This window comes from Endozoicomonas euniceicola, from assembly GCF_025562755.1.
Taxonomy (GTDB): domain Bacteria; phylum Pseudomonadota; class Gammaproteobacteria; order Pseudomonadales; family Endozoicomonadaceae; genus Endozoicomonas_A; species Endozoicomonas_A euniceicola.
Genome location: NZ_CP103300.1, coordinates 1,169,140 through 1,192,659, shown reverse-complemented (window position 1 = coordinate 1,192,659; position 23,520 = coordinate 1,169,140). Strand labels below are relative to the sequence as shown.

The following is a 23,520-nucleotide window of genomic DNA, read 5'->3' as shown; positions in this document are numbered from 1 at the left end:
ACACACACTCATTCCCGCTGAATTCACTACCTTGAGTCAACCAGGCATTGAATAAATGCTTGTTGAACATTGCCGATAGCACACAGGATATACCGGGCAGACCGGACGACTGACCAGACAAAAAACGGTGAGCGGGATACTCTGGCAATGTTTAATGGCATCGGACCTCAGTCCACAGGCAGAAGCACTGCAACGGAAAGCATCGGGCCAGTAGAGCATAGTGCTGTCGAAAAGGGTGCAGCAGAAAAAGGCAGAACGTCCGACTACAGGGATGTCAGTGTCGTTTCGGCAGACCCTTCGCACAACGGAGCCAGACAGCGCCAAAGCTCGACACGCCAGCTTAAGCGCAGAACCATAAGACCGGTTCATGTGAAAGATGACACTATGGGTCCCGGATCGGTATTGTGGCAGCCAACCTCCCGGCAGGCACCCCACCCTTCGACCCGGCCTCTTTCTGAAGAACAATGTGCGGGTCTGCCTAAACGCAAATTTATTGATCGTTTTATGGCGCTTGCGGTTTGCATGGTGCTGGATTTGAGTGCCGTTCGGCAGAAGTTTGTGTCGTACACCTCTGCAACCTTTTACGCCATAAAAGGCCAGCTGCAAAAACTGCAACAACTGCTTAAGCTTGGTGATTCACTGAGCGATGATGAGCGTGCAAAATCCAAAGAACTGGTCAAAAACCTGCGCAGGAGCGTTAAAGAGGCTAAACAGGCAAAACTGGATGAAGCCCATAATTACATCCAGCTGGTTAAGGCGCTCAAGAAAATCAACCGTGGAGAAATCGGCAGTCATAAGGTGCATTTAGCGGGCATGGAGCTGGCGGGAGGCAAAGCGAGCCTGGAAGATATCGATATGACGGTAACAGGCGTTGATGTGGTCAGCAGCACCAGTGGTGCACTGGTTCCAAAGCTGAAGGCAGACCTGAAGGCGACCCTGGTCGTCGCCGTTCCCGGTAAAGACCCGATTCGTGTCAGTGTTGATATTGAGGGTGCCGAACTGACCCTGGAAGGGCGGGTAATGCCTTTTGTTAATTCCTACATTCAGGGGAATACGGTCAGCAACCTGTTTAAAAATATCCGCCATTTTCGTCAGAACAGGGAAGGTAAGTTTGAGCTAAGCCATCTGGGACTGTCAGCAGAGAAAGTGTCAGCAACGCTGGGGGATATTGATCCGGGAGCCGTCAGTCGTATTGCCGCACGATCAGTTTATGGTAATCGTCGTGTAATTGAGCAGCTGATTGCGGACTTGAAATTACCTGTCGACTTTCAGGTAAATAAGCTGGAGTTGTTCGACCAGGGTCAGAAGCATCCCATGTTAAAGGCTGAAGACTTATCCGGCCGGGTAAAATGCCGGCAGGGTGATGAAATAAAAGAGGGTGAAAAGGAAACCAGAGGCTTTAGCCTGCAAACCGGTAATGTGTACTGTGATACGCAACAGGCTTCTGACCTTGCCAGTCGCACTCTGCAGAAAATGGTACAGGTTCCGATGACGGCTATGCCGGGTGACGCACCGGTCACTTCTACAGCTTCTGGTATTTTGAGTAAGCACTCTGAGCGGTTCAGGGCAAATATTGCCCGTGCTGAAATAAATTTCAACCTGGACTGTATCCACGACAAGCACTCTTGCAAGGCTTTGGGAACGGAGAAACTGGATATCTGGGCTGACCAGCTGGAAGCGTTTAATGAAGGGGCAACCGATCTGGATCTCGGTGCCAGCGAAGTGCATGTCTGTGTTGAGAGGCAGGGAAGCGACCGTTCGGTTACGACCCGGTTGCATGACTTTATGGCGGATGTGGATCTGCGCGAGGAATTACCGGACAAAGAACTGAAACTGGATCTTCATGGTCGTGTTCAGGGACTTGGTGCAGAGCTGTCAGTGATTAAAAAAGACGGTAAAACCCATTACCAGAGTGAACTGGAGCAAGTTGATATAAAGACAACTCCGGAAGCCATGACGATTACAAAAGGCTCGATGGAAGTTTCTCTGCCCGGTAGTGGCAGCCTGTCGTTTGGTTCCGTTGTCATGGAGAGCCAGGCACAGAAGGCGGGGCGTGACAATAACGTCACAATGGATGGCCTCAAAGGCAAAGGCGCTGGCGATATTCGAGTGAAAAGTTCGGGCAATGAGTGGCGTGTGCCAGTGCGGGGTTCAGGCAGTGTTGAAGCGCTGGATCTGGCTGTACAGCAAAATACCGGAGGTGTTCAGGATGTACCTGAAACTCTGGCTTATGCGCAGTTACAGACCCTTAAATTAAATGACCTTGGCATAGCGGGGGGGCGGCTAGGTGAAGTAGTAGTTGATCTGGATGACCAGGGCAGTGGGACGATCCGGTTAAACCGGGTTGAGCTGGATGGCAGCGAGTTGTTGAACAATATTGAACTGTTGCCGGAAGTTTACCGGCAGTGGATTACCCCGGCACTGCTTGAGGGGCGAATGTTTCGTTGTGATATCTCGCTTAAGGTTATGAATGGCGAAATTCTTACCGACCAGTCGCAGGTATCAGGCCTGGATATCCAGCATACTAAGGAAGCCGGTAAAACCATGATGGGGCAGGCAGCAGGCTATTTGCTGGGGATGTTACAGGGGCTGGTTAATCGTCTGGATGTATCGGCTGTCAATGTTCATGAAGGACGGCTGTGGCTGGAGCTGAATATCAAAGGCTGGCATTTGCCAGTACCACTTTTCAGGGTTGCTTCAGAGCATATTAATGAAAAAGGTGGGATATCGGTATCCGGGCTGCTGCATGAAAACACTGGTGTGCAACTGATGGATATGAGTAACAACTACCGGGAATTACTGCATAGTGTTAATACCGGAACAAAAGGCAGCTTACAAACGCTGGAGGAAACCTGCAGGCTGGCCCGGAAGCAGGAGGCCGTCAATATTCTTCAGCGGGTTGATATCAGCAGTATTCAGGAGCAGGCCCGGACAGGAAATCCGGAAGTCGTGGCCGGTTTGCCGGAGCTTTACCGTTTGTTCGTTCAGTACCCGGAAACAGTCAACAGAGCCTTACAGATCAGGGAATTTATCCAGTCGCCTGCTGAAAGTCTGGATACTTTCAGTGCTGAGCCTTATGCCCGGCTGGTTGATCCTGTTCTTTTATTTCAGAACCTGCAACGGGAAGGCGAAAAGGAAAAAGCCCTGACAGTGATGGAGCAGGCTCTGGAGCAAACACCCTATAACCCAAGGCTGAACTATTTTGCCGCCCGACTTCTGAGCGATCAGACAGACACTTCATCAGAACCCCCGCCATTGAAGGGCAGTAGTAATGAACCTAAATTCAGCGGTTAACCCCTGAGCTAAACTCTAACCCTCAACAATATTGAGGGCTCGAAGATGGTTCGACCACCAAAACCCACTCCCCCAAAGGGTGAGTTGTCTGAAATGAAAAAAGATCCCTTATCCGTCAAACTCGAAGTCGATTCTTTCGACGGTAAAATTCATGTCGAGTGGGAGCCTGAAGCATCGGTCACCCCAATGGGACAGCTTCCTTTTTTTATACAGTTTTTAAAAACAGGTCACCGATTTGAACCCTGGATTAACGATTGCCCACTAACTTATAAAAGCCCAAACGCCCCTCAAAAAGTGGATGTGATTGGCTCATTAATGCTTTCCATTCTTTCAGGACATAAACGCTATGCGCATATCGGAACAATTATTGGTGATAAAGTAAACGCTCAGTTGCTCGGGATGAAAAAAATTGTCAGCGATGATTCTGCCAGGCGTGGTTTAAAGAAGATTGACGAAGATGAAGGCGTTGAATGGATGCAAAAACACCTCCATCTCTGTTTTGATCCGTTATTAACCATTCCATGGATTATGGATGTTGATGTTACCGTGAAAACCATTTATGGGCATCAGGAAGGAGCGGTTAATGGCTATAACCCACATAAGAAAGGGAGACCCTCTCATACTTACCACTCATATATGATGGCTAATCTTAAATTAATACTGGAGGTTGAAGTCAGACCCGGAAATCAAAGTCAAAGTAAATACTCTTTACCCGGTTTAATGGAGCTATTAAATCGACTTCCAAAACGCTGCTGGCCTGAATTTGTTCGTGGTGATTGTGATTGGGGAAGTGACCGGGTAATGAGCGAATTGGAAGATGCTGGTTGTCATTATCTTTTTAAAATGAAGAAGCACGACAACGTTAAGAAAGCCATAGGGAATGCACACTGTAGCGGAGGATGGGTAAAATACGACAACCATTGGGAGGGAAAAGAATCCGTAATTAAACTGTCAGGTTGGAAAAAAGAAAGACGCATAATTATTGTTCGAAGACGGCGTCCTGAAAATGAAATACCGATGTTGGAAAAAGGAATAAAAGAACGTCAACAAACGTTAGCATTAATAGAAGAGCCAGAAAATATAAAAGCTTACGAGTATTCGGTTCTGGTCACATCTCTTGATAATGATATAGTCTCGATCATTAATCATTATCGCAATAGGGCTGACTGTGAAAATAACTTTGATGAAATCAAAAACCAATGGGGCTGGGGCGGTTATGTAACAAAAGATATGGCAAGATGTCGAATGCTGGCCCGAATGGTTGCCTTGGTTTACAACTGGTGGACGCTATACGTTCGATTGAGTAATCCGGACTCCCATAAAGAATCAATTACCAGCCGTCCCTTATTAATGAGTTCAATTGGCAAGCTGACCCACTCTGGCAACCAAAAGAAAATAAAGCTGACAAGCCAGCATCGATGGATGTATAAAATTGCGAAATTACAAAGTGAACTGTGTGATTTTTTTGATTCAATCAAAAGTATCGCACCGCAGTTGAATCCAATTAACGCATGGTGTCGTATTTTAACGAAAGCGGTCTCAAAATTTTTGAAAAAAGGGCAGGTTATTACGATGCAACCATTAATTCGATCGGGCTAATGACTTAAAAAAACGCTGCTCAGAACCGTGAGAAGCTATTCCTAATGGCATGGCTCAGTGGCGTTCAACTGCTGAATTTAGGATGAAGAACTGTTTCGTGAACAGCAGGCCAGGGTTGCCAGACTGTTAGCGAGAGCATCCAGGGGGGGATACCACAAAGCCAGTGAGTGGCTGAAAGAAAAGGCTCAGGCGAACGACCCTTATGCCACTCTGGCGGTGTGCGGTGAAACTCTGACCCGTACAAAAGACATCCATGAATTCTATAGAGCGGTGGCAAAACTTGAGAACCTTGCCACGAGCCCCCAGGGCGATATCAGGGGTTGTGCAGAGCAGATACTGGTCAGCAGAGCGCAAAATGCAGACTGCATGTTTCTTCATCCGGATCCGGAGCAGGCCGGAACGCTGGAAGGGCAGAAAAAGCTGATAGAAACAGGTCGGATAAAAGAGTTGAGTGCTGAAGATGTCTACCGCTGGGGTTTACGCTTTCTCTATGGTGTGGATGGCATCGGTGTGAACCGGAAGGTGGCCAGAGAACTCTTTAACCTGAGTGAGCAGCGTGGTATTAAGTCAGCATCTGCTCATCAGAAATTTTGCAGCAAGGTACATGAGCTACAGCAGCAGGCTAATTACTATTGACAATTATTTTGATGAACATTACGTTATCTTTCACGTATTGACGGTTTTTCAAAGATTCCTGAGGCATAAAAAGTGGGCTACCGGAAGCGATATTTAAATCACTCTTTGGTCTCTGGAAAGAGTCGCTTTGTGGATCAGAGTGGAATGCGTCAATCATATGGTCACCACTACCTTGATCAAGCAATAGCATAGTGATTTTTTTATAGAAGGGCCAGACTTGCAGGGCGTCGTACTCACCTCGCATTATTAAAAAAAACAGTGAAATATGAGAGCCTTTTCCAAAACCGTCACCATTCAGGTAGATCTTTGCACCGCATTTGTAGCCAAACCGGTCAGTATAGAAAGGTTTGCTATACATGGCTGTTTTAACTCCGTTAATTGCATCGTTTCTTCTTTGATTGAAGTTATCTATTCTCCATACAAGTACGCCGTTATAACTCGCAATACTCTGCGAAGCGATCTGTGGTTGACTTTGAAGCTCGGTAAGTGATTGTTCCATATTAGTGAGTCGTTCTTGTATTGTGGTCATTTCGAGGGAATGGACTTCTGAAATTCTGTTTGTTCCTGCAATTTTGATTTCAAGTGTTTTTATTTGATCATTTAATTTTCTTATTTCATTATCAATGTCTGTCCTTGAGATTGTTGTCGACTTAAGACCTTCCAAGTCTGACTGAAGTTTTCTGATATCCCTGTTTAGATATATAATCCTCCCATTCAGCTTCTTTACTAGTTGTGCCTCATGACTTGAATTAAGACGACCAATGGCAGCTGTGTAAAGTGTTTCCATAAGTTCCAGTAAATCTGTAATATCATCGGGAAGACCCGCATCTGTTGTGTATTTTGTGCCATCTGGTTTCTTATCGTCACCGCCGCCACCGCCACCACCACACGCACCGCCTGCAAGTACGCTGCTATGACTCACCGTGGCTGCGTTGCCACGGGTAACTGTATTTGTATTCGAAGAACTGCCGTCGGCTTGTGGAGACTGGCTGGAAGGGGTATCTCCGGTGTTGGGCACTTCTCTGATTCGGTAGTTCACCTGAAAAGTGTCGGAGTCACTGGTTTCAGACAGCCGCTCAAACTGATAAGTATTGAATAACAGTTCATCAGCGTCGCTCTTTACCGTGACCAGAGACACCTCATCGATAGCAATGAGCTTATCAGGATAGTCATTATTTTCTTCGCTGGTAAGCCAGGCTTTAACAAAGGAAAAAAACATACCCCCTATAGCGATCAGCCCTGTGTCTGGCCAATCGTTATTAACGACACCAGACGTATCTGTAGCATCTGGCATCGGTTCAGGTAAATGCTTTTGCAAACTGTAAAGGGCTTTGCTTCGTGTCAGCAACTCGACAGGGGAATTATTTTCCTCATATCGGGAAAAAGCTAAGCAGTAGCTGCTCCACGACGCAATGAGAGTTAAAACTACAAAGCAATAACGGAAACATTTAAAAGGGTAGTATTTCATAGCGGATACCATTTTAGAAAATGTGATTCTGGTTCACGATTAAAGATGAACTGAAAACCTTATTTTTTAAGGAAATCGTTGGTTTTGAAAATTCAAGAGCCAATTAGTTTAAACTCTATTTCGGCTTCCACAAGTTAAAAGCAGAAAAGCAGGCATAGCCTTTTTTTTTTTGGGTTAAACACACTACCAGTCTGCCGGGCAGGCAGGTATGCTGTTGAATGCATACATCTTGGAGATAATGAACGAATGGTAATTTCCGACAACAAGGTCGCAAAGATTCATTACACCCTGAAAAATCAGGGCGGTGAGGTCATGGACAGCTCTGAAGGCCATGAGCCTCTGGCTTACCTTCAGGGTGCCGGTAACATTCTGGAAAGCCTGGAAAGTGCGCTGGCAGGCAAGCAGTCAGGCGATCAGCTGAAGGTGTCTATCGAAGCGGCGGAAGGTTATGGTGAATACGACGAAAGTCTGGTTCAGCCAGTACCTCTGGACCAGTTTGGTGAACACCAGGTAGAAGTGGGTATGCAGTTCCATGCGGACACCGCTATTGGTCCTCGCATTGTGACCATCATTGCTATCAACGAAGAAGAGAAGCAGGTGGTTATTGATGCCAACCACGCTCTTGCTGGTGAAGACCTGTTCTTTGATGTTGAGGTGGTGGAAGTGCGTGATGCTACTCAGGAAGAACTGGAGCACGGGCATGTGCATGGACCGGACGGCCACGAGCACTGATTAGCCACTGCTGATTAAAAAAAGCCGAATGGGTAGCAACAAAATAGCCTGTTCGGTTTTTTACTGGCAGTAACTCAAATCACAGGTCAGGTGCTACGCTCTGTTACGGTACCACAACAAGCCCATAATTCATTATTGTCTAAATACCTTGCCAGATCGCGCGGCAGGGACTTTCTGGCATCTATCTCCATTTTGCCAATGCAACCTAGACCCCCCATAACAGTTTGGTATAGAGCAATAGGGAGGTAAGTGCAAATAGCCCCTGAAAAGAAACTTGCCGAACGATTAAGTTCACGTGGTGGATTGCATTGGCAGTTTTCATAAAGGTACTCCGCATAACGCATTGCTTTAATGCCATAGGAGCTGTTTCCAAAATAGGACGTGAATACGGATGAAGTGTTGTAAACACCGGAATTCAATGTATGGGTATTACCTCTATACTTTGTATTCGGGTAGCTGGTGACCCAAATATTGCCTGCCGTTGCGGCTTTGCCGGCAGTCACTTCACCGTCAGCACACTTTAAGCGATACACATAGTCACAGCCGGTATTGGGCATATACAGGCTTCTCTCAAAGCCAAAACCTGTAAGCTCCAAAATATAAGGCCTGAGCCCTTTATGAATTTGAGAAATTATGGCTGCATGATTAAACAGGCCGGAAGATGCAGACTTCCCTTTTGACATAATGATAACGTCACCTTTCCGCAAGTTTCCAATATAAATCTCCATCAGTAAAACCTCATTCTTTCGTTACTGCGAATTATCAATTTAGTGAAACTCTCTTCTTCAGGACGATATCCGATGTACTATCCTTTCCCATTATTTTTCGACTCTGAAATATTATGGGCGTTGTCGGAACCAAAATAATTATCTGTTTTATTCACTTAATGTTCTGCGAAATACTGGTTGCTCAGAATCAGACGACTCACGAAGGATCGGGTAATGGCTGCGGATGCCTGACGACAGTATCAACATATTCCGCTGAGGCGCAAATCCTTCAGGCACTTTCACTGTCTGAAGATGAAGATTTAAGCGATTTATCTGACAATGCTGAGAGGGTTCAGGGTGATGGGACGCTTAATTTAGAGTCGCCAGTAGAGGGTGTGGAAACCATTGAGACAATAGTAAGGAGTTACAACGACATTGTTATTCTGGTATCGAATCTGGATACAGGCAATATGGACGCTGTTACAGACTTTCAGCAGGTGAGGGCGTTGTATATTGCGTACTGGCAACAACAGGGCAGAGTTATATGGGTTGCTTATACAAACAGGATAAGGGCACCTGACGAGTTTACTGAGCTGACCTCTGCCGGATTTGACATTATTATACAGCACGGCTCATCCGACATGATTATTTTTTGTCGAAATCAATCATCCCACAGGAATATTGCCGAACGCTTAATGGCACAGGGAACTGAAACGACGGGAGAACACCTTGTTGTTATCCGGGATCTGTCAGTGCAACTATCAAGGCAGTTGACGTCATTTGTAGACGAACTGAGACGTTATAATCTCATTAGAAATGACAGTGAAGGTCTTATTTTAAGTAACCGGTGCAGCCCTGACGATTGTGAAAGGTTAATAGCTGTTTTTGGAAGGCTACATTTAGGAACTTTGTTTAGAGTCGGGATTAACCCGCAAACCAGAGATTTTGAAATTGAGATCCCGACGACTCAGGATGTGGTCGTACATGGGGTCATGAGAGCCGTTTTGTCAGAGGCTTCATTTGTTATATTTGAGCTGCGGTTTCGCAGGCCTGATGTCGGAAACGACGATGGCTACATGGCTGATGATGAAAGCAATGGTTGTTAATTTTACTATTAACGACACGACAGGCCTTTTAATTCATTGGCTAATAGTTGTATAGTTCGTGACCATTTTATTTGTCGACTGTTTGTTGTCTATGCGACTCCTTACTGCGCCATTGGCGGCGATTGCTATAACCGCTTCTGTTTATCTTGCTGAACACGCTTTTCCCTACTGGACAATGATTGCGCACTGGAAAGAGCCTCTGCTGTTTCTGGCTGGCCTGATGGCAGGGATACGCTGGCCGGACTGGGATTTTTTCATACCAGGCTTAAGCCATCGTTCCGGTTTGACGCATTCAATACTATTGCCTATCGTCGTGTATTATATGGCATCGCCTGCCCTTGCTGCCGGGTTATCGCTGGGAATTGCACTGCATCTGTCTTCTGATATTCAGCCAAAGGCGTGGACAGGTGGGGCATTGATAAAATTTCCAGTGTTGGGCAGCATCGGGAAAAATCTGTCGCCGCTATGGCTGTTTATCAATATCGTGGGCTGTATTGGCATTATGGCGGCTTCCCTTGATATTGAGCCGCATTTTGCCCAGCTGGTTATGTTGATGGTGACGTCTGCCGGAACCGTCTGGTATTTCAGCCGTGAAGAAAAGAAACGTTTTATACCACTGGCGACCCTGGCAGCCAGTGGTTTTTTAGTTCACGGTATTCGCAGCGGGCTCCTTACTCTGACTGTTGTGACTCAGTTTTTTGTCTGATCGCCTGATGTCGGGAGCGTTGGCGCTCCCGTTCGAGTGTTTTTTGTTTACGCCGTGATTGTACGGTATCCGCAACCTGCTCACCGATATGTGCTTCGCCTCTGCTTTTTGCCAGTTGCATCTGCTTTTCCCGTTCCTTGAAGCGTTGCTTTTGCTTATCGGAATGTTTGTCATAGCAACGTGGGCAGCTGACCCCCTGTTCATAAAACGGGCTGGCTTTATCTTCTTCGGTAATCGGCAGGCGGCAGGCATGACACTGATCGTATTGTCCCTGCTTCAGCTGGTGGTTGACGGTAACGCGGTCATCAAAGACAAAGCACTCGCCTTCCCAGCAAGATTCAGCTTCCGGAACGTCTTCCAGGTATTTGAGAATGCCTCCCTGCAGGTGGTACACCTGTTCGAAACCTTGCTGCTTCAGGTAAGCCGTTGATTTTTCACAGCGGATGCCACCGGTACAGAACATGGCGACTTTTTTGTGCCTGGCTGGATCAAGGTGTTTGTCAGCGTATGCAGGAAATTCACGAAACGTTGTGGTGTTAGGATTGATAGCATGCCTGAAGGTGCCCACCTCAACTTCGTAATCATTGCGGGTGTCGACCACGACAACCTCCGGATCTGAAATCAGGCGGTTCCAGTCCTGAGGTTTTACATAAGTGGCAGCGCTAAGGTTTGGGTCTATATTTTCGACCCCCATGGTGACAATCTCTTTTTTCAGTTTGACCCTGGTGCGCTTGAAAGGCTGTTGCTCAGTAAAAGATTCTTTGGTGGTCAGGTCGCTTAGCCTGGGGTCTTTTCGCAGCCAGCCCAGAAGGTTGTCAACGCTTTCACGGCTTCCGGCTACCGTACCGTTAATGCCTTCATGGGCGAGCAGCAGTGTGCCCCGGATTCGAAGCCGGTGTAATTCCTCTGACAATGGCTGGCGCAGGGACTGGTAGTCAGTGAGAGTCACGAATTTGTAGAGGGCGCAAACAACGGTTTTCATTATTGTTGTCCATATTGTTGTCCATTGATTGTACAACGCATTATCAGGGGGTATCCCAGGAAGCCGGATGATGGGTTGGTTGAATCTGGCGAGTTGAGTTTGGTGAAGAGTTTAGCAGTCAATAAGGGGTTGGAGTAGTGGAGAAGGTGTAGTGGCAACAGGTCATGGAACTCTTTCTGGATAAAAGGGTCTGAAGTTCTGTGATAAAAATCAGGGAAGATATATCAATGCATCCACATGGTACGGGCTCTGCCCCTTCAGGAAAATCCTATTCAACCTGGCAGTCAGGCAGGGAAAGGCCATCGGGTCGTGGGAAGACATCATCTAGACATGTTGAGAAAGAACCTCAATATAAATCCCATCTTCGTAAGCGTGATGATCGACGGTCGTTTGAACCCGGGTTACACACCAATCCGGACCGGTCTGTCTCTACAGCGGTCAGAAAGCACCCAGAAAAAATAGCATCCGTAAAACCGTTGGAAAGGCTGGATAGTGAAGTTGACAATGAAATCGTGGACGTTCATAACAATTGCTACGGACATATGCGCAATTATAGGTTTGAGGCTGCTCTACTGGCTATCCATGACATGGAAACGAAGCTAAATATTGATTGGGGCAATATTAAGGATTTTGGCGAACAGCATAACCTTTCACCCGATACCATGAAAAAAATTGATGAAATCAATAACATAAAAACCTCACTGGGTATAATTATCAAATTTCCTCCACAGCCGCTTGAGGGCGGGAATGAATCGGCTGGGGAAAACAAACTTCACCGGGTTCGATGGCAAAGGGATTTACCAGAAGACTATTCAAGTCTGGACTGTGAAGAGCTCTGCAATTATATGGTTTTTATCGACCATTATCTCCTCAATAACGATCTGCATAATGATCGGTCAGATGCTGCGGTTATTGATCGCCTTAAAGCGGCCAGAAACCACTTAATCTGGATACAGAACAGCAGAGCCCTGAGTCGAGGCTTTCACAGTCAGTGGTTGGGGTGTTATTCAAGGATTTGTACTCAACTCATAGAGAAAGACCCGGATTTTGCAAAATCAGAAGAGGGGCAACAGGCAAAGAAAATCGCTGAACTGAACAAAGCCGTTTCTTCCGCCCAGACCCGTAAAGACGCATTAGGTGTTCTGAAGGAACAGCACAAAAAGCTTCTCAATGAGGGGGTTACCAGGGAGGCCGCTGTAATGATGGGCTGTGGGTCGAAAGTATTTAATGATAAATGGATACGCAGCAGGCAATGCGATGAGGAAATCGTAAGGCAGAAAAACACGTTTTTTTATGGATATGGCTTGCTGATATTTGGCTTTAAATGCAATTGGAGAATTCTTCAGGGGAAGAGTCAGAGAGCCATTAAGAATACCATTGATAGAATGGCTGGAAATATCCATAGCCTGGGAAAACTGAGTATTCCTATACTACCTCGTCAGAAAGCGATGCGTGATTTCGCCGATGAAGTAATCAGAGAACTCTCTTTTTCAGACGAAAAACAGGTATGGAAAGAGACGATTTCAAAGTACCTTGCCAAATATTGCAGCATACTGTTGCAAGATGGCTGGCAGGCTGCAACAGCCGCTATTGATAAGGGGGAATTTCAAACAGCGCGGGAGCATTTGAAGGGGTCAGGCGAATTGCCGCCATATGAACAACGTGTCGTGGATATACTCAAGGGCTGGTGCTACTTGAAGGAGGGGGATGCTGAAAGGGCTACTCAATGCTTGCGGAACCACCCTAAGATTGAAAAAGAAAGCAGTTCTCATCTCGAAGCGATACGATTATATCTTGCTGCAGGCGATACAGAAAAGGCTTCCAGGATGATTGATGAAGCAAATAGTAAAGTGCATCTCGTCAGGCAGATCGCTTATGACCAGCTGAAAGAACAGATAGAGCCAGCCAGAAAACGCTCGCTGGAGACTGATCATGAGCCTGAATCAACGAAAGCCAAGCGTAAAAGAATTAAGGAACCAACAAAAAGTGCAAGCCATTTGCAAGAAAAGGTTAAAGATTTAGAACAAAAACTTAAAGATGAAAAAATGAAGTCAGATAGAAATATTGCTTCACATGTCAATGAAATTAAGAAACTAACAGAGAGAAATACTGAATTAGGTAAACAATTAAAGGAGGCCAGAGAGTGTCAGAATGAACAAACGGTTAGGGAGAATGATCAACAACTAAAACTGGAAAAATATAAAGCGGAAATTTCTGATCTTGAAAGTAGCAGGTTCGATATCGAAGGCAAACTTGCAGAAATGAGAGGAAAATTATTAAAGGAACAGAACCTGACACAATACTACGAAAATGAGCAAGCTGAACAGGGTGAACAAATTAGTCGATTGACTACTGGGCTGGATCAGTTAATTAAAAGCTTTACACCTGTCGTTGAGCGTGCTGAAACAGTCTGTAAGCGATTTACAGAGCTGGACAATAAAGTCAGAGAGATAAAGGAAAAAATCAAACAAGAGTTTGATGCTGATCTGGAAGATGAGTTAAATGCCGTCACGATAGAGTTACTAACGGAAGTCAACGATTTTGAGAGAAAACTTAAAGATAGCGAAAAATACAACGCAGATTTACAAATCGAGCTTCAGCGGATTCGCCAGGATAATCTGCGTATCTCGAATAAGTTGGAGCAAGCGGAATGCTCGATAGAGGCTCTTACTAAGGTGGATCAGCGTTTAAATGAGCTGAAGTCTGGAATGCAGGAGCGTTCAACATTCTTACCACAGGACCAACCTCTACCAGGGGGGGAGGGTAACGATGCCTTCACTAATGACGACGCACTAAAAGCTTTGGACGAATTGCTTTCTGAATCTGAAAAATAAATGTGCAAATATTTTAGCCTGATAACATGGACGGAATATGCTTATGGATACAGTAACTGGTTTTACAACTGCACCGGTCGGTAGTGAAGAAAAAAATGCCCCCTTACCAGCCAAAGTGGCTGATCTGGAATCCAGTTTTAAACAGTTTGACGTTACCTGTACCCCGTCAGCGGGTGCAGAAAAAGGTGAGGAAGGCTCAGGTGATGGGAAGTCTTCATCAGCTACCCCTCTCAATACCCGGCAGGTTGCTGTTGCTGTGGAAGGATTTCATCCTTTTGAGGCTGTTAATGTAAGGGAAGCTTTAAAAACATACGGTTTAATTTTTAGAAACGAAAAACCGCTTGGCAAAGGTGGCTATGCATCGGTTGAAAAATGGTATGACAGTCATGATAAAGGTCAGGCGGTCAAAATTTTTAAGAAACAAAAAGATTCAAGTGAAAGGCAGCACTTTGAAAAAGGGGAAATTTGTGCGCTCGATTTCGGAACGCACCCTAACCTTGTATCAGTTCATGCCTTTTTGTTGAAAAAAAATGACTCCAATACCTATGCGGTTATAAAAAGTAGAGATACATTAACGGAGGCTGTTAAAAGTGACTACTACATTGCGGCTGCTGTATACGATATTGCACCGGGAGAAGAATTGTTTGGACTGATAGGTGAACACTCGTTGTTTGAAAAAAACAGACTTCTACGAATTGCCAGTGGTGTTGCTGAAGCAATTGAGGGATTGCACGAAGAAGGCATCGTTCACCGGGATGTTAAAACTGAAAATATTATAGTTAACCTTGAAAACGATGACAGTCCAGTCAAGCTCATTGACTACGGGTGTTTAAAAAAGATAAAAAACGAAAGAACTAATTCCTTTGTCGGAACGAACTATTTTTTTCCTCCCGAAGTATGGAGCCGGGTTAACGATCGCTCAAAATCTTACGGTTACCCTTGCGATGCCTGGGGGCTTGGCTGCGTTTTAATGGACTGTATGATCGGGATGGCTCCCAGTCAATATGACAACGCTTCCCAAAAGTTCGATCCTAGAAAAAACAGACTCAATAAAATGAGTTATAAGAAGCTGGAAGAAAATACGATGAATTTTGCCAAACTAAATGACCAGGATAAAAAGAAAGTTTTAGTTCAAATGATTCGTGCACAGCGTCACCATGAGCCTGACCCTGAATTTATGAGTATTACGGTTGAATTGCTCAGGGAGAATGAAGAACAACGGTTAACCGTGAGTGAAGCGAGAAAACGATTATCTGACCTTTTAGTCAGGACGGAGTCAGGCAGCGCAGCAAAAGGGATAGTTATGTAACAGCCGTTCCCTTTTGCTATGGAAGGGTATGGGTCAGCTCCCTCAGTTAACTCTGCAACCAGACATCCTTAGCCCAGTGCCAGACAGTCGGCCACGTTTCTTCTTCCTGCAGTTCACCGTTTGACCAGAGACCGACTTCACCTTCCGCGGAAACGCAGTAGTAATCGCCATTGTATTCGCAGATCGGGATCAGGTCCCTGGGAACACCCAGATCCCAGGCCGTTGCGGTGACTTCAGGCAGATAAGTGTGAGAGTGGGAGTCGGCAATGGTGACTGGCTCCATGGAACCATAGACGACATCGCTTACCTGCAACAGGAACTCACGAAATTCGTAAGGTATGGGCAGCAGAATTTGTTCCTCTATTTCTATCAGGTCGTCTTCATTGGGAAGATCCAGCGGAATGGCTACCTGTTGCGCATTTTCCCGAAGTTCTTCAATGACGTCTTCCATTGGTCTATATCCAGTAACAAAGATTTATCCCTAGTTTACCATTGCCTGTGGTGAGCGTGGTGATAATCAGGCTCGGGTCGGGTGAAAAATAGTTAGCTAAAAAATGATCACAAAAAGCGGGGTTACGTATAATCACCGGTTGTTGTGCGGTAGTACTACTCATTGTCTGTTGTTGCAGGGGTCTTCACAATCCTCATATCTATTAACCTGTTTTTTTCGGTAATCAAGCGTGAGTAGCACAGTTGTCAATTTAGGTACCGACTCCGTATCGGCCTGCTTCCGGCATTATTTGTTGCCTGCGATTATGGGCATGATAGTCAAGTCTGTTTACGTGATTGCAGACCTGATTTTTATTGGCCAGAGCGAGGGTTCCGCCGGCCTGGCTGCGATTAATATCGCAATACCTTACTTTACCTTTATGTTTGCGGTCGCTATGGCGATTGGTGTGGGTGGCTCGGCACTGATGGCTATTCGCTTTGGTGAAGGTCGTAAAGAAGAAGGTCTGAAAATGTTTCAGCAGGCGTTCTCATTGACCGCAATCATCATGGCGCTGTTGACGATTTTTACCTTACTGAATCTGAACAGTATCGCCTTCCTTTTTGGTGCCAACGAAGAACTTCTGCCACTGGTCAGTGACTACCTGGGGACACTGACAATGTTTGCTGTTCCCTACGGTGTGGGTTGGGCCATGTCCAGCTTTGTTCGTAATGATGGCAACCCCAAACTGGTCATGATGGCGATGATGGGCAGCGCCTGTACCAATGTTTTTCTGGACTGGTTGTTTCTGTTCCCGTTTGGCTGGGGCATGAAAGGGGCTGCCCTGGCTACAGGCCTTGCCCAGCTGGTCGCGTTGGGAACCTTGTTATTACACTTCCGTCGTCCAAACCGGGAATTGCAGCTTAAACTGGTGCTGCCGGAGTGGGACAGTGTAAAACTGCTGTTCAGGAACGGTGTGCCGACGTTTGTTATGGAGTCAGCGGTTGGCATTGTTATTATGGTTTCCAACTGGGTGATGCTGGACCTGGGTGGCAACCTGTTTGTTTCTGTGTTTACCATTGCGGTTAATTGCACATGGTCGGTTATTCTTCTTATCTATGGTGTCGGGCAAGCAGCCCAGCCGATTATCAGTTTCAACCACGGCGCCGGGTTCAGTCACAGAGTTCAGGAAATTATTAAGCGAGGGTTTGGGCTGGCTACAGTGATAGCCTTTGCTTTATCACTGGCCGTGATGATATTAGCCGAACCGATAGTCGGATTGTTTGTTGATAAGCCGCCCATCGAGTTGCTGTCACTTGGTGCACATGCATTACGGCTGTATGCGTTGGCGTTTGTGCCACTGGCTGTCAGTCTGATGACGGTGACCCTGTATCAGTCCGTTGCTAAAGCCGCTTATTCAACCCTGATCTCCCTGTCGCGGGCTCTGGCTTTACCACTGGCAGGGCTGTTTCTGTTGCCTGCGTTATTTTCGACGGATGCAATCTGGTACAACCTGATAATGGCAGAAATGATCACAGCCGTGATCAGCGTCTATTGTCTCAAGCGCTTTTGGAGCAAGCTGTGCGGGAATGCGGCTGAGTCCTCAGTTATCCTGTCTACCTGACTGGAATGCCAGCATGTTGCCATCCCTGCGGGGTTCGCAGGGATGGCATCAGGTATCAGCTTTTCTTGCGGCGCAGTGGCTCAAAGCCTGCGTCGACGGCAGTGCTGGAGGTTTCAGGAGGCTTGCGTCGTTTACCGATGTTTTTCTTCACACGATGACGAGCCTTGGTCTTGTCAGCCTCTTTTTTATTGATCTTTTTCTTTTTTGACCCGGCTGCTTTACCGGAAGCCTTAACCTTTTTCGGCCCTTTCCATGAACCGCGCAGCTCTTTAATGGAGCGTTTTTCGAAACGGGTCTTCAGGTAGCGCTCAATGCTGGACATCAGGTTCCATTCATTAGGGCCGATCAGGGCAATAGCCAGCCCTTTTTCACCGGCACGTCCGGTACGACCAATTCGATGCACATAATCGTCACCGCTTCGGGCCATATCGAAATTGATAACCAGTTGCACGCCTTTAATGTCCAGACCCCTGGCGGCCACGTCTGTGGCGACCAGTATATTGATCTGACCATCCTGGAGCCGGTTCATAATCTGTTTCCGGTGTTTGTGATCCATATCGCCGTGTAACACGCCCACCTGCAACCCCTGTCTTTCCAGCAGATTAAACAGATGCTCGGCATTATCACGGGTATTGGAAAAGACCAGCGCCTTGTCAAAGGTTTCGTGCTTCAACAGCCAGCTCAGCAAACGCTCTTTGTGCGGGTTGTCATCAGACAACATAATCTGCTGGTGAATGTTTTCATGCTTGTCCCGGGCAGTACTCAGAGTAATGGTTTCAGGATTTTTCAGGACAAACCGGATCAGTTCGCCCATGCCTTTCTGTTTCATGGTGGCTGAGAACAGCAGGGTCTGGCGTTCTTCGCGACATTCGTCAGCAATTTTCAGCATATCGGGGCTGAAGCCAAAGTCGAGCATACGGTCGGCTTCATCCAGTACCAGGTATTCCAGATCACTGAAATCGGTGTTGCTGTTGTCCATGTGTTCCAGCAGGCGGCCCGGGGTGGCAATCAGGATTTCCGGGTTCTTACGCAGGGTGTTAACCTGATGGCGGAAGTCGTCACCACCGGTAATAAGGCCTGCTTTCAGCCAGGTAAAGCTCGCCAGCTTTTCACACTCTGTCAGAACCTGACGTGCCAGCTCCCGGGTGGGTACCAGAATCAGCCCCCGTGTGCTGGAACGGGGAGCCGGGTTATTCTGCATATGATGCAGCATGGGTAACAGGAAAGCGGCCGTTTTACCACTGCCGGTCTTTGCGTTGACGATCAGGTCCTTACCCTTTAGTACCTCAGGAATCGTGGCTTCCTGAACGGGCGTTGCCTGAGTGAATTGTTGTTGGTCCAGAGCCTTTTGCAGGCGTTCATGCAGTGCCAGTTCGGAGAAAATCAAGGGCGGGTCCTCGAGAAAAATCATGGGGAAATTTGAGAGGCAGGCATTCTATGCGGGAAGGGTTGAAAAAGCTATGGTTCGCTAAACAGCATTTCCGTCAGCATGTCAGCAAGCGCATCCGATATCTCGTTTATCCAGCTGTAATGCTCTGCTACCTGCAAGGTGTTATAGGCAAAAACGCCCGCTTTTATCAACAGCAATACGGCTTGGGTACCGAGATGAGTTCCTGATCCATCGGTTATATCGGGAGGTGTCTGCCTGTAAGTGTTTTCAAGATACTGAATGATAATCGTCGACTTATAAGTGACGATGTAGCTGATTACTTTGGTATGGTCTTCAACTTTGTTGCTGATAATCCCGCGTATAGAATACTCTGACTCACCTTCAGACTGATATTCACTGTTCTGGTACTCTCTGCTTTGGTAATGTTCAACGAGGTCGCCTGCGTTATCTCCCAGCCCCTGAATGCTCAGAAAGGAATTTGCCACTTCAAACAGCAAGGCAGCATGTAGAAAGCTCTTACCCCACCAGACGTAGATGCCGTAACCTGCAATAAGGGGAAGGCCGATAGTGATAGCATCCTCTACCAGATCATCCAGCGAGTTATGGAAAAAATAGTTAATCTCGTTGCGAAAAGAGGTGTATGCCGTGTAAAAAATCTTTTGCAGGCGTTCTCTTGCGTTGAGTAGTATTGGTTTTTCAATTCTGATAATGGTGCAGTTTTCCCTTTCTATCCAGCGTCTCGGGCACCCGCTAAGAAACTGTGAATGATCTGGAAGCCTTGCTCCTGACGCCGCCTTTTTAAACAGCTCCGAATGGTAACAGACCAGTGTTGACTGGTTGCCGGAAATATCCACCATGCACAGCTTGTCGTCCCACTGACCGAGGGCAAAAGTCCGGTCGGGATAAAAAGCTTCTGTCCCCGTAGTAAACATCAGACAAACCAGGAGGCAGCAGTTTTTCAGAGTGATATCGAGTCGAGTCATCCATTTTCCATTTCAGGGCAGAGTTGCCAATTGATGATAGAATAAGAGTCTTTAAAAAATTGCGGGGGGGGGATATGTTCGCCTTTTTACGTTTTGTTGTTTCTATCGTTTTCCTGATAGGTCTGGCAGAAGCAGGCGAGTTTAGAATTGATGTTTATAATGCGACTGGTTTTCTTGATGAGTATTTTACAGAAGGTAAGCAGGCTTATGAATATTCCCGGTTACTGACGAAGTTTCAAGAGCTTGAGTTCATCAGAAGTATTCAGGTGGATCATAATTCAAGCCAATATTTCATCTGCGCAAATTCTCACGTTCAGAGAAGCCCTGAGATACCTGTCATGACAAATCCGGCATTACGGCGTGAGACACTGAAAAGTACTTCTAAGCCTTCAGAAAAACACCGAAAAAAACAATTACCTGCGTTTTTAGGAAGCCATTCTGACACAGAGCCGCACCTGGCAAAGGTTGAAGTCAGCAAGACAAATAACCACTCGTTTTCCGTTAAAAGAACCTGGCCAAACGGTAAGACATTGCATCGTAAAATGGCTGTAGACCCCCTTTCAATGATCAATTTCCTGATTGATGTTGAAGACTGCATGGGACGCAGGGACGTTCGTTTTGACAGGACAGACAAACAGTGGCGAATTAAAAGTGCTGATGCTCGTGTGATGCCTGGCCTTTCAAAAACTATGTCTTTCACCAGGGGGCTGTGGGATCAAGACTTTTATGATGGCCTTTTTGGCGTTGATAAGAGCTGGTCAATCTATGCGGTGGTGCTGTCTTCTGAAGAAAGCGTTTTGTGGAATGGTCGTATGGCTCCTCATCAGGTGGTTATCGGTTTCCAGCTGGTAAATTTGCAAAGCCATTCTAATTTGTTTATTCAGATGACTAACTGGGCAAACGATGCCCGGCATGGCTCATACAATTACCTTGATCCTGAAGCATCGGCTGCCTGTCCGTTATTGTCAGAGAGTCAAAATCAGGTTGATGGTAACAGTCAATGGACGCTTTATCTTATTTCCATTTTTGAAAAAGCTGATACTGCTAATAACGAAATAGAGGTTTTACCACCTCATGTCTATTTTAACAAAGGGTTTCGTGACGATGATGACCCACCTGCACCTGCAGGCGCGTCGCATTGTCGTTCATTTACGTTATCGTCGTGCTGGTAGACGGTTTAACGACTGGTAAGGAAACATGGACGCTACAGACAAGAAAAAAGTTATTTGTGTATCAGGGGGATTTGACCCGGTTCATATCGGTCATTTGCGTATGTTTCAGGCAGCGGGCCAGTATGGGCAGGTGGTTGTTATTGTCAATTCCGATGACTGGTTGCTGCGTAAAAAAGGCTATGTATTTATGCCGTTGGCTGAGCGTTGCGAATTGCTGGAGGGTTTCTCCTGTGTGGACAGGACGATTCTGGTAGATGACGCAGACAACTCAGTGTGTGAGGCTCTGGCGCGCCTGAAGCCGGATTATTTTGCCAACGGCGGTGATCGTAAAAGTGACAACACTCCCGAGGTTGAGCTTTGTCAGAGACTGGGTATTGAGTTGTTGTGGAATGTTGGTGGCGGGAAAGCTCAGAGTTCGTCTGAGTTGGTCGGCAGTCTGGAATTTGACAAGAGAAAAAATAACTAAGGTCTGCTGAGTTGACTATAGTTCCCGGTCTGATCTTGATCAGAATCCTTAATGAACTCAGGTCTTAGGTTGGTCCTATGATGTCTCTGAAAAAATTCCCGCATTATGTTTTTTACCTGCTGTTAGCAGTTTCACTTCTGTCCGGGTCTTATGGTTGGGCTCAACAGTCAGCCATAGAGAAACCTGCCCCGCTATTGCAGCTTTCTCTGCCCGGTTCCGGGAGCGGATTATGGCCTGCTGAAGTGTTCCGATCGGAACTCATTACACCGGAGTTAGCAGGCTCTCGTCATTTGCCCGGCGTGGGAAGCGGTGTGAATAGCGAGAGCCTTATCAGGACGGACAAAACCCCAGGTTTTATGGACACTGTCAAAGAAAAGTTTCAGAAAATGATGTCGTATATCTCTCCCGGGGAGACACCGGAGCAGGTATTGAACCCTGACACCCGGTATAAACGGCTGGAAGAACCGCGCGTCACTAATGAGGGGCGGAATATCATGCCCGGGTTTGCCAGTGAGGGCATGGAGGACTCGGAAAACTTTAAGGAACGTGAAGCTTTTTACAGGCACAAGGCATCGGAAAAGGAGGCTCAGGGAGAACCCGAACTTCCCTTTGATGTTGCCGGAGAGAGTCCGGAGATTCAAGCCCTGCAGATGCATGGTGACGACTCTTTGGGGGTGAGCAGCGAGTATAAAACCCGGCAGGATCTGGAAATCAATGAGGCCACATACCCGGCGGCCCATATCAATGGAACGTTGAATGCAGTGAACGATAATGACTCCCCTGCAACTGCGGGCTCATCTTCTGGGGATAACTCAGGGGAGATGGAGCCAGACATATCTTCTTATGGATCTGTTCTCTGGGTGAAAAAAAAGCCTCCGGCAGCTAATGTAGATACGGTAGTGTACAACAGCTATACAGGTACATGGGAGCCGGCCGTTTCTGAAGGTCCGCATCTCAATGCTAATAGTTCAGATCCAACGGCTGATATCGAAGAAAAAACCGGGGTAGCCTCCAGTTTTGTACGATGGTTTGTCAAGGAAGAATTCGTCGGGAATAGCTTCAACCAGACGAGTGTCAAAAGTCGCCGACTCAACATAATATTGGATAACACCTCGTCAATGGGCACCAGGGATACGGCTTTGAGTCGAACCAGTCCGGGAGCTGACGATGATGAGGTAGAACAACTATCAAGGTTTGAGAAAGCAAAGATTGAGTTAGAGGCAGCTCTGTATTTGTATAGGAAAATATTCGGAGAGATAAGGATCATACCTTTAAACGATATTTCGAAAGCTGTGACATGGGACACTAATCTGGCTGATGTTGATACAATAATGCAGAGTTTGCCAGACCTGGAAGCCACCGAAGACAAGAAACCACTGATTTCAGCGATCAGCTCAGTTCATGAATCAGCCCATAGAGCGGAACACCTGATAATCTTTACCGACGGCGATCCAACCGATGACTATGGGCTGGATACTGGAGGAGAGGCGTTGTTATCCCTGCTTAAAAAAATTCGCAGTAAAAGGGGAAGCAATTTGCCGGTATCTATTTTTTTCGGTACGAATGATGCGGCTTTTGCTGGCGGGCTAAAGAAACTGGCACAGATTAATAACACTCGGGTAATCGGCAGCTATTTTGATGAACGGCGGAAGGTGTTTGATATTCAGGGAGGGCTGTTTCCTTATTACGGTCCAACTGAATGGCTCATGTCTTCTGTTCTTGATTTAAACAAATCTTTACTTGGTGGTTTTAATTATCACCTTTCTTCCGATGTATTAGCAGCTCATCTGGGAAGAAGACTTCCTGATGATGAATATGACAGGTTTCTTTTTCAGGGCAGGATGGCTCAGCTCGAACAATTCTGGCGTGAATGGTTTGGAGGCAAAGGTCATCCTCTGGATCTCATGAAACCTGAACTGAAGTTGGGAAAGCATACTTTGTACAGGGTTGGAAAGGATGGAAGAGCAATGAACAGAACTTATGAGTCAATGATCCCATCATTCCCCTTCCATTTTTTGCAAAGCTTTGCTATGAGTTTCATCAGTGGTTATCGCAGGATGCAAAAGCTCTTTTGGCAGTAATTTC

Annotated in this window: 18 protein-coding genes; 12 read left to right on the top strand and 6 right to left on the bottom strand. The window is 46.5% G+C overall.

The window, feature by feature from the left end; translation table 11 throughout:
- The first annotated feature begins 69 nt into the window (after positions 1-69).
- From NX720_RS04685 to NX720_RS04675, 3 genes are all read left to right on the top strand, one after another.
- A complete protein-coding gene (locus NX720_RS04685) occupies positions 70-3,294 on the top strand; it encodes a hypothetical protein (RefSeq protein WP_262599729.1) in 3,225 nt (1,074 codons plus the stop codon).
- Positions 3,295-3,339: 45 nt separating this feature from the next.
- Positions 3,340-4,893, top strand: coding sequence for a transposase (locus NX720_RS04680; RefSeq protein WP_262596267.1), 1,554 nt, complete (start codon positions 3,340-3,342; stop codon positions 4,891-4,893).
- Positions 4,894-5,109: 216 nt separating this feature from the next.
- The gene (locus tag NX720_RS04675) at positions 5,110-5,529 is read left to right on the top strand and encodes a hypothetical protein (protein ID WP_262599727.1); all 420 of its coding nucleotides are present in this window, start codon (positions 5,110-5,112) and stop codon (positions 5,527-5,529) included.
- Here NX720_RS04675 and NX720_RS04670 read toward each other — a convergent pair.
- Positions 5,516-6,997: a hypothetical protein gene (locus NX720_RS04670; protein ID WP_262599725.1), complete on the bottom strand. Its 1,482-nt coding sequence runs from the start codon at positions 6,995-6,997 to the stop codon at positions 5,516-5,518. The genes NX720_RS04675 and NX720_RS04670 overlap by 14 nt on opposite strands.
- Before the next feature lie 246 nt (positions 6,998-7,243).
- On the opposite strand from NX720_RS04670, the gene NX720_RS04665 reads away from it, so the two are divergent.
- Positions 7,244-7,729 carry an FKBP-type peptidyl-prolyl cis-trans isomerase gene (locus NX720_RS04665; RefSeq protein ID WP_262599724.1) on the top strand — a complete coding sequence of 162 codons (486 nt, stop codon included), beginning with the start codon at positions 7,244-7,246 and terminating at the stop codon, positions 7,727-7,729.
- A gap of 86 nt (positions 7,730-7,815) precedes the next feature.
- Here the strand turns inward: NX720_RS04665 and NX720_RS04660 are convergent, their stop codons facing one another.
- Positions 7,816-8,457, bottom strand: coding sequence for a hypothetical protein (locus NX720_RS04660; RefSeq protein WP_262599723.1), 642 nt, complete (start codon positions 8,455-8,457; stop codon positions 7,816-7,818).
- A 158-nt stretch (positions 8,458-8,615) separates the two neighbouring features.
- Here NX720_RS04660 and NX720_RS04655 point away from each other — a divergent pair, with 158 nt between their 5' ends.
- Together NX720_RS04655 and NX720_RS04650 are read left to right on the top strand one after the other, a co-directional pair.
- Positions 8,616-9,542: a hypothetical protein gene (locus tag NX720_RS04655; RefSeq protein ID WP_262599721.1), complete on the top strand. Its 927-nt coding sequence runs from the start codon at positions 8,616-8,618 to the stop codon at positions 9,540-9,542.
- 91 nt (positions 9,543-9,633) lie between these two features.
- Positions 9,634-10,248 carry a hypothetical protein gene (locus tag NX720_RS04650; protein WP_262599720.1) on the top strand — a complete coding sequence of 205 codons (615 nt, stop codon included), beginning with the start codon at positions 9,634-9,636 and terminating at the stop codon, positions 10,246-10,248.
- On the opposite strand, the gene trhO is transcribed toward NX720_RS04650, so the two are convergent.
- On the bottom strand, positions 10,214-11,230 hold the full coding sequence (trhO, locus tag NX720_RS04645) for an oxygen-dependent tRNA uridine(34) hydroxylase TrhO (protein ID WP_404831048.1): 1,017 nt from the start codon (positions 11,228-11,230) through the stop codon (positions 10,214-10,216). The two genes, NX720_RS04650 and trhO, sit on opposite strands and share 35 nt — an antisense overlap.
- A gap of 587 nt (positions 11,231-11,817) precedes the next feature.
- Here trhO and NX720_RS04640 point away from each other — a divergent pair.
- Entirely contained in the window at positions 11,818-14,064 is a 2,247-nt protein-coding gene (locus NX720_RS04640) for a hypothetical protein (protein WP_262599718.1), read from the top strand.
- 43 nt (positions 14,065-14,107) lie between these two features.
- Positions 14,108-15,373 carry a protein kinase domain-containing protein gene (locus tag NX720_RS04635; protein ID WP_262599717.1) on the top strand — a complete coding sequence of 422 codons (1,266 nt, stop codon included), beginning with the start codon at positions 14,108-14,110 and terminating at the stop codon, positions 15,371-15,373.
- Between the two features lie 46 nt (positions 15,374-15,419).
- On the opposite strand, the gene NX720_RS04630 is transcribed toward NX720_RS04635, so the two are convergent.
- Positions 15,420-15,824, bottom strand: coding sequence for an SMI1/KNR4 family protein (locus NX720_RS04630; RefSeq protein WP_262599716.1), 405 nt, complete (start codon positions 15,822-15,824; stop codon positions 15,420-15,422).
- A 229-nt stretch (positions 15,825-16,053) separates the two neighbouring features.
- Between NX720_RS04630 and NX720_RS04625 the strand changes: the two genes are divergently transcribed.
- Positions 16,054-17,424 carry an MATE family efflux transporter gene (locus NX720_RS04625; RefSeq protein ID WP_262599715.1) on the top strand — a complete coding sequence of 457 codons (1,371 nt, stop codon included), beginning with the start codon at positions 16,054-16,056 and terminating at the stop codon, positions 17,422-17,424.
- A 55-nt stretch (positions 17,425-17,479) separates the two neighbouring features.
- Here the strand turns inward: NX720_RS04625 and NX720_RS04620 are convergent, their stop codons facing one another.
- Positions 17,480-18,811: a DEAD/DEAH box helicase gene (locus tag NX720_RS04620; protein WP_262599714.1), complete on the bottom strand. Its 1,332-nt coding sequence runs from the start codon at positions 18,809-18,811 to the stop codon at positions 17,480-17,482.
- Positions 18,812-18,882: 71 nt separating this feature from the next.
- Positions 18,883-19,797: a hypothetical protein gene (locus NX720_RS04615; RefSeq protein ID WP_262599713.1), complete on the bottom strand. Its 915-nt coding sequence runs from the start codon at positions 19,795-19,797 to the stop codon at positions 18,883-18,885.
- A gap of 74 nt (positions 19,798-19,871) precedes the next feature.
- Between NX720_RS04615 and NX720_RS04610 the strand changes: the two genes are divergently transcribed.
- The 3 genes from NX720_RS04610 (at position 19,872) to NX720_RS04600 (ending at position 23,516) form a co-directional block, all read left to right on the top strand.
- Complete coding sequence (locus NX720_RS04610) at positions 19,872-20,969, top strand: hypothetical protein (RefSeq protein WP_262599712.1); 1,098 nt, start codon at positions 19,872-19,874, stop codon at positions 20,967-20,969.
- Positions 20,970-20,994: 25 nt separating this feature from the next.
- Positions 20,995-21,435: an adenylyltransferase/cytidyltransferase family protein gene (locus tag NX720_RS04605; protein ID WP_262599711.1), complete on the top strand. Its 441-nt coding sequence runs from the start codon at positions 20,995-20,997 to the stop codon at positions 21,433-21,435.
- 77 nt (positions 21,436-21,512) lie between these two features.
- Positions 21,513-23,516, top strand: a complete 2,004-nt coding sequence (locus NX720_RS04600) for a vWA domain-containing protein (RefSeq protein WP_262599709.1) — start codon at positions 21,513-21,515, stop codon at positions 23,514-23,516.
- Positions 23,517-23,520: the final 4 nt, after the last annotated feature.

Coding starts and splice junctions, on each gene's coding strand:
- NX720_RS04640 (WP_262599718.1), top strand. CDS start 11,818: ATGGAAACGAAGCTAAATATTGATTGGGGCAATATTAAGGATTTTGGC.
- NX720_RS04610 (WP_262599712.1), top strand. CDS start 19,872: ATGTTCGCCTTTTTACGTTTTGTTGTTTCTATCGTTTTCCTGATAGGT.
- NX720_RS04635 (WP_262599717.1), top strand. CDS start 14,108: ATGGATACAGTAACTGGTTTTACAACTGCACCGGTCGGTAGTGAAGAA.
- NX720_RS04615 (WP_262599713.1), bottom strand. CDS start 19,797: ATGACTCGACTCGATATCACTCTGAAAAACTGCTGCCTCCTGGTTTGT.
- NX720_RS04605 (WP_262599711.1), top strand. CDS start 20,995: ATGGACGCTACAGACAAGAAAAAAGTTATTTGTGTATCAGGGGGATTT.
- NX720_RS04665 (WP_262599724.1), top strand. CDS start 7,244: ATGGTAATTTCCGACAACAAGGTCGCAAAGATTCATTACACCCTGAAA.
- NX720_RS04680 (WP_262596267.1), top strand. CDS start 3,340: ATGGTTCGACCACCAAAACCCACTCCCCCAAAGGGTGAGTTGTCTGAA.
- NX720_RS04650 (WP_262599720.1), top strand. CDS start 9,634: ATGCGACTCCTTACTGCGCCATTGGCGGCGATTGCTATAACCGCTTCT.
- NX720_RS04670 (WP_262599725.1), bottom strand. CDS start 6,997: ATGAAATACTACCCTTTTAAATGTTTCCGTTATTGCTTTGTAGTTTTA.
- NX720_RS04660 (WP_262599723.1), bottom strand. CDS start 8,457: ATGGAGATTTATATTGGAAACTTGCGGAAAGGTGACGTTATCATTATG.
- NX720_RS04655 (WP_262599721.1), top strand. CDS start 8,616: ATGTTCTGCGAAATACTGGTTGCTCAGAATCAGACGACTCACGAAGGA.
- trhO (WP_404831048.1), bottom strand. CDS start 11,230: ATGAAAACCGTTGTTTGCGCCCTCTACAAATTCGTGACTCTCACTGAC.
- NX720_RS04600 (WP_262599709.1), top strand. CDS start 21,513: ATGATGTCTCTGAAAAAATTCCCGCATTATGTTTTTTACCTGCTGTTA.
- NX720_RS04630 (WP_262599716.1), bottom strand. CDS start 15,824: ATGGAAGACGTCATTGAAGAACTTCGGGAAAATGCGCAACAGGTAGCC.